The sequence below is a fragment of the Caldithrix sp. genome (assembly GCF_056497305.1).
On sequence record NZ_JBSMDE010000022.1, the window covers coordinates 1 to 5,133 of the forward strand.

General features: G+C 40.6%; 7 protein-coding genes and 1 pseudogene. All 8 read left to right on the forward strand.

Annotated features, from left to right (window positions below):
- Nucleotides 1-210 precede the first annotated feature (210 nt).
- A complete protein-coding gene (locus tag ACWB0I_RS02075; RefSeq protein ID WP_479386373.1) occupies nucleotides 211-444 on the forward strand; it encodes an SHOCT domain-containing protein in 234 nt (77 codons plus the stop codon).
- Nucleotides 445-504: 60 nt separating this feature from the next.
- The gene (locus ACWB0I_RS02080) at nucleotides 505-1,104 is read left to right on the forward strand and encodes a hypothetical protein (protein ID WP_479386374.1); all 600 of its coding nucleotides are present in this window, start codon (nucleotides 505-507) and stop codon (nucleotides 1,102-1,104) included.
- On the forward strand, nucleotides 1,101-1,916 hold the full coding sequence (locus ACWB0I_RS02085) for a hypothetical protein (RefSeq protein WP_479386375.1): 816 nt from the start codon (nucleotides 1,101-1,103) through the stop codon (nucleotides 1,914-1,916). Before ACWB0I_RS02080 ends, ACWB0I_RS02085 begins: the two co-directional genes overlap by 4 nt.
- A gap of 20 nt (nucleotides 1,917-1,936) precedes the next feature.
- Nucleotides 1,937-3,043 carry a DUF2231 domain-containing protein gene (locus ACWB0I_RS02090; protein ID WP_479386376.1) on the forward strand — a complete coding sequence of 369 codons (1,107 nt, stop codon included), beginning with the start codon at nucleotides 1,937-1,939 and terminating at the stop codon, nucleotides 3,041-3,043.
- A 53-nt stretch (nucleotides 3,044-3,096) separates the two neighbouring features.
- A complete protein-coding gene (locus ACWB0I_RS02095; RefSeq protein ID WP_479386377.1) occupies nucleotides 3,097-3,483 on the forward strand; it encodes a DUF302 domain-containing protein in 387 nt (128 codons plus the stop codon).
- Between the two features lie 288 nt (nucleotides 3,484-3,771).
- Nucleotides 3,772-4,530 carry a hypothetical protein gene (locus ACWB0I_RS02100; RefSeq protein WP_479386378.1) on the forward strand — a complete coding sequence of 253 codons (759 nt, stop codon included), beginning with the start codon at nucleotides 3,772-3,774 and terminating at the stop codon, nucleotides 4,528-4,530.
- 19 nt (nucleotides 4,531-4,549) lie between these two features.
- Nucleotides 4,550-4,894, forward strand: coding sequence for a heavy-metal-associated domain-containing protein (locus tag ACWB0I_RS02105; RefSeq protein ID WP_479386379.1), 345 nt, complete (start codon nucleotides 4,550-4,552; stop codon nucleotides 4,892-4,894).
- Nucleotides 4,891-5,133: pseudogene (locus ACWB0I_RS02110) on the forward strand (hypothetical protein); the annotation flags it as partial. The gene ACWB0I_RS02105 and the pseudogene ACWB0I_RS02110, both read left to right, overlap by 4 nt.

A 5,133-nucleotide genomic window follows, 5' to 3' on the forward strand; every position in this document is an offset into this window, starting at 1 on the left:
ATTATGTCTCTTTCCGATCATTCCATTAATATTGTAGAATAAAATACAAAACAAATTTAATTGTTGAATATTCTCCAGTTTTGGGGTGCGAATCTTTTTGCCCATATTTGATTAATTCTTTTATTAATAACAAGTTAGTTGATCTAATTAAATTGTGGCATGGCAATTGCTATTACTATAGTGAACTTGAATTAAAAAAGGAGAATGATCATGATGTATGGAATGGGTTTCGGATACATTTTTGGAATTATTATTTTACTCATCTTTGGCTGGGGCCTTTTTAACCTGACCAATATCAATCGCGAGAAAAGCGCTCCGTTCATATCTGCTGGGAAAACCGACAGTGATGCTGAAGCGCTGCAAATTTTAAAGCAGAGATATGCACGCGGTGAAATTTCTAAAGAACAGTATGAGGCCATAAGACAGGATATTACTAAATTGTAATAAGATAGAAAAAATGACAATACACTCAAAACATAACAACCAACTTAAAGGAGATTTAAGATGAAGAAGTTAAATTTCGTAACATTAGTCGTCAGCGGTCTGTTTTTCATTGCTGCAGCGTTCATGAATCCGGCTCAGGCTCAACACATGGGCCAGGACAATTCAGGCCAACAACACCAGCACATGAATATGCAGAATACCATGCATAAAGGCATGGAACACATGAATCAGCAGAATATGATGATGAATATGGATCAGATGATGCAGCACATGCAACAGATGCATCAGCAAATGCAGAAAATGATGCATGGTGTTCAACAATCCCAGGACAAACAAATGCAGAATATGATGCAGGGCAAAGGCCAGAAGCAAGGAAATATGATGATGGGCCAGGGCATGATGCACCAGGGACAGAATCAGAACATGATGATGCAAAACATGGGCATGGACATGAGAAATATGACCGAAAGTATGGAAAAGATGATGAAAACCATGCAATCCATGATGAGCGATAAAAAATGGATGAATGATCCTGAAATGCAGAAACACATGGAAGAAATGAAGAAGAACATGAATGAAATGATGCAATCCATGAAGGGCATGATGAAAAATTACGAAACATTGCAAAAAGGCACTAAAACGCCGGACGAAACCAAATGAAACTGTTTTCTAAAAACATGGCCGGGGAGCTTGCATGGCGCCCCGGTTTTAAATCAATTTTGGTAACTCTGCTCTTTATTGCAACAAGTTTTGCTCAGCAATATTGGGCCGTCAATGCCTCAATGACATTTAATACCGGACAATACATTTACCAACAACGCACAGATAACTATTATTTAACAACCGGTCTTCGTTACAACGACAATAATTGGTCCGTTTCTGTATCTGTACCTTTTATTTTGCAAAACAGTGGCGTGTATGAAACGACGCCATCCAATCAACAACAAAATATGAGACGGGACCAATCACAAACTGCACAGAATTTTTCTACAGGTATGGGAGATGTGTACCTCTATGCCGAATACCATATAGGAGCGTTTTCAGATCCATGGCCATCTTTGTCATTGAGCGCCCAATCTAAAATCCCAACCGCCAATCATTTGACGCTTTTTAGTACGGGGGCTTTTGATTATGGTTTTGGACTGATTGCACGTAAATGGTTCGGAACGTACAGCGGATTTGCTGAAATTAGCTATTTGAGGATCGGCGATCCTCAGGAGATAACGTATCTGGATCCTGTGGGCTACGGATTGGGCCTTAGCAAATTTTTTACCGGCGCTCCATATTCAATCTCTGTCTATTTTAAAGGCTACACAGAAATTATTCCCGATCTGGAGCCTCCCAGGCAATTAGCCCTCGGTTTTTTCTCGTTTTTTTCCGGGAAAACAATTTTTTCTTTTTACCTGATAAAAGGTGTGAGTGAAAGTAGTCCCGATTTAGCCTTGAGTAGCGGAATCGACTGGAAATTTTAATTTAATGGAGGAGGCATAAGATGACCTTTATTCCCGAATGGATGCTCAATGTGCATCCGTTGATCGTTCATTTTCCTATTGCACTCTTGATCATTGCCGTACTAACCGACTTGGTAGGATTGATTTTAAATCGCCACCAATGGCTTAAGCCGGCAGCCTTATGGTTGTATGTACTGGGAGCGCTGGGTACAGTTGGTGCGTATTTGTCCGGCAAACAGGCAGCGGATGTGGTTAACATTCCCCCTTCAGCCTTTTCGGTTGTTAGCCTACATGCGGATCTGGCATTTTACACCATGATCTTTTTCGGCGCTTATGCGCTTATTCGCCTCTTTTTTGCATTTAAAAAATGGGACCAGATCAAATCGCTGGCAATTCTATTGTTTTTAATCGCTTCCGGTGGTCTGATTTTGGTGCAGCAGACCGCAGAACGCGGCGGTGAACTGGTCTTCCGTTATGGCCTGGGAGGTAAGGCACAAAACACACAAGCCCATGAAACTTTAGAGAATAACAATTCACTTAACGCGCTTTCCATTGACCAGAACGGCTCGTGGACCTGGATGGTGGGAAAGGAAGCAGCGCTCTCTTTTCGCCAGAACTTTAAACTTTCGCAGGGCAACTGGCAAAACGTTGTTTTACAAGTTGTAAATACGTCCGATAACAAACCTGCATTAAATATTTATTCTGACCAGAGAAAGCCCTTTGCCTTCACCTTTGGCGTTAAACTGGAAAATGTTCAGCTATCTGCCAGAGTAAATTTAACTCAATTTGAAGGTCGTTTTTTATTGATTCATCATGTTTCCGGCCCGGACACCTACGATTTTCTGGCGGTTGAGAAAGACAGAGTATTTTTAGGACGCAAGGACCATGGAAGGGTAAAAACTTTTAAGGCCAAAGATATTCAACAAAATGGCTGGCTTAATCTTAAGGTTGTAAGCAGCAAAGGACACTACCGGGGTTATGTGAATGATATCCTGGTCGTTCATGGACACGGTTCGGATTTGGCAGCCGGACAAACAGGTTTTGCCTTTTCTGGGAAAGGTGCGATTCAAATTCAAAAGATCGAAACTCTTTCCCTTGATACAGAAAAAACAGAGCAGATGCATTCCAATAATGAACATGGGCATTAATATTTTTAAATTTCTAATCTATTGTAAATTCAAACTATCATAGGAGAACAAAAATGAGTTATTATTATTCCAAAACCCTGGACGGCGCTTTCGATGAAATTATCGAAAGGGTAACTGCCGAACTGCAAAAAGAAGGCTTTGGCGTGTTGTCGGATATTGACATCCAGGCAGCCCTGAAGAATAAATTGGGCGTAGATTTCCGTCAGTACCGGATTTTGGGCGCCTGCAATCCTCCCTATGCTTATAAAGCTTTGCAAGCTGAGGATAAAATCGGTACCATGTTGCCCTGTAATGTAGTGGTGCAGGAAACAGTAGATGGTAAAGTTGAGGTCGCTGCGGTTAATCCGGTAGAATCCATGAAGGCGGTAGAAAACGACGCCTTATTGAAAGTTGCCACTGAAATTGCGGGGAAATTGCAAAAAGTGATTCGCGCTCTGTAAATGGTTTATTGAACTCACCGGATTAATTTCCTGCGAAATAGCTGGAAAGCATAAGCCTTTTGACTAAAAACGATCGGGGCGAACCAAGCTGCCTGATGGGGCTCCTAATTTAACGATTTTAGGGCTCCATCAAGCTTAATTTTAATAATTGAGCTAATTGTGGAATTTATGTCTTTTAAAATAAATAAAAATGGATTCATCGGGAACATTGTACCATAGTCCAGGTTGTTTGATTTAATAAATGCGTTTCATCGAAGCGCTTAAACCAAATTTTGCAAAGGAGATGGTTTGAAAAAATTCCTAACCATTTTAGCCACTTTAATTTTTTTGTTCCTGTTTCGTCCTTTGTTGGCCCATGAACCTTTGTTTGGCCTTGGCCCACATACCCTTTACCAATATGGTTTTGCCCTGGAGACAGAACTTGAAATGAATACAGAAGGCTGGATTCATAAATTTGAAGCGCTTTATGGAATAACCCCTGACTGGGCTGTAACTCTATCCTCACCGTACGATTTAAGCCAGAGTAAAGTCGGCTTTGGGAACGTTGGTGTTCGGACAAAATTTCGTTTCTTTCGAAAAGATCTGGTGGGAGCCAGCAAACAGGCTGCGCTCCATGCCGGTGTCTTTTTGCCTTCTGGAAAGGCATTAAACGCCACAGATTTTTTTCTGGGGCTTTCCTATGGCTATGAATCACGCAGGCACTATTTTTTCAGCGGTTTAAGGTATCGATTGAATGAGTCATCAAAAGATATGAAACGTTTTGATGAGATTTTTTTCAATTTAGCCTATGGAATCCGGCCCTGGCTTTTAGAATACCTGCAACCAGATCCGGTTTTACTTGTTGAAGTTAATAGCACCTTTAACAATGACCTGAAAACAGCTGACGAATTTAATAATTATGCGATTAGCATTTCTCCTGGAATTCTTTTCAGCTATCGTAACATTATGTTGAAAATCGGTGCAAAATTTCCAGTATTACATGTGAAAGCTGGCATGAAAAACGAATACATTTTGGGGCTGGAATTCCATTTTCCACCCATTTTTTAAACTATAAAGGAGGTGTGACATGAACTTAAATAAAATAGTGTTAGTTATTTCGATCTTTTTAATAAGTTTTACAACTATGTCCTGGGCCCAGGACAATAAAGACCCAAACGCCACTCCAAAGAAAATGGTTTTGCAGGTAAATGGTCTCTCCTGTCCATTTTGTGCTTATGGCCTCGAAAAAAAATTAAAAGCGCTTGAAGGGGTTCAGAAATTGGACATCAATCTCAATTCAGGGCTCGTAGAATTATATCTCAATCAGAATGTTAGTATCGATTCCCTGATTTTAAAAGATAAGATCAGCGAAGCTGGATTTACATTAAAGAAAATATTGAAAGAGCCCAAACAGGAGCAACCGAAAAAATGAATTCTTCCATAAAAGAAAAGAACATTCACTTTTTTGCCCTCTTTACTTCTCTGGGTACTTTGCTTTGTTGCGCCTTACCGGCAACCCTGGCTGCAATAGCAGGAGGCGGGGCCGTGGCATCAATGGTTAGCGCTCTGCCCTGGCTCGTTCCATTATCGCAAAACAAAAACTTGATTTTTTTGATTTCTGGAGCGCTCATTTTTATTAGCGGACTTTTTGCTTTCAGGCCTGATCATAAA

Coding starts and splice junctions, on each gene's coding strand:
- ACWB0I_RS02085 (WP_479386375.1), top strand. CDS start 1,101: ATGAAACTGTTTTCTAAAAACATGGCCGGGGAGCTTGCATGGCGCCCC.
- ACWB0I_RS02105 (WP_479386379.1), top strand. CDS start 4,550: ATGAACTTAAATAAAATAGTGTTAGTTATTTCGATCTTTTTAATAAGT.
- ACWB0I_RS02080 (WP_479386374.1), top strand. CDS start 505: ATGAAGAAGTTAAATTTCGTAACATTAGTCGTCAGCGGTCTGTTTTTC.
- ACWB0I_RS02090 (WP_479386376.1), top strand. CDS start 1,937: ATGACCTTTATTCCCGAATGGATGCTCAATGTGCATCCGTTGATCGTT.
- ACWB0I_RS02075 (WP_479386373.1), top strand. CDS start 211: ATGATGTATGGAATGGGTTTCGGATACATTTTTGGAATTATTATTTTA.
- ACWB0I_RS02095 (WP_479386377.1), top strand. CDS start 3,097: ATGAGTTATTATTATTCCAAAACCCTGGACGGCGCTTTCGATGAAATT.